The sequence below is a fragment of the Haloparvum sedimenti genome (assembly GCF_001462205.1).
Lineage (GTDB): Archaea > Halobacteriota > Halobacteria > Halobacteriales > Haloferacaceae > Haloparvum > Haloparvum sedimenti.
In genome coordinates, this window is sequence record NZ_LKIR01000090.1 from 953 (window position 1) to 1,493 (window position 541).

1 rRNA gene is annotated in these 541 nt (G+C 55.6%); it reads left to right on the plus strand.

Annotation, left to right across the window (positions count from 1 at the left end):
• Positions 1-80 precede the first annotated feature (80 nt).
• Positions 81-541 (plus strand): 23S ribosomal RNA (locus AN233_RS17670); the annotation flags it as partial.

The window sequence follows — 541 nt, forward strand, 5'->3', positions numbered from 1 at the left end:
GTCACAGGGCGATTCGATGACGACCGTGTATACGTGCGATCCAGACGCCCACTGAACTCAGTACCGAGTTCGTGGACGTATTCAACTGGCTACTGTGCCAGCTGGTGAATGGCTCGGCTCGAGAGCCGACGACGGACGTGCCAAGCTGCGATAAGCTCGAGGGACCCGCATGGAGGGAAAGAACTCGAGATCTCCGAATAGGAATCCCATTACAATTGCTCCGCGCAATAGGGAACTCCCCGAATTGAAACATCTCAGTAGGGGAAGGAAGAGAACGCAATAGCGATGTCGTCAGTAACCGCGAGTGACCGCGACACAGTCCAAACCGAAGCCCTCACGGGCAATGTGGTGTGTGGGCTGACTTGCAGCGTCCGACACCGTATCTGAAGTCTCCTGGAACGGAGCGTGAGACAGGGTGATAACCCCGTAAGATATGGCGGTAGGACGTGCGTCAGTACCCGAGTAGCAGGGATCGGATATTCTCTGTGAACGACTCAGGCATCCCCTGAGAAGACTAAACACTCCTCGAGACCGATAGCGA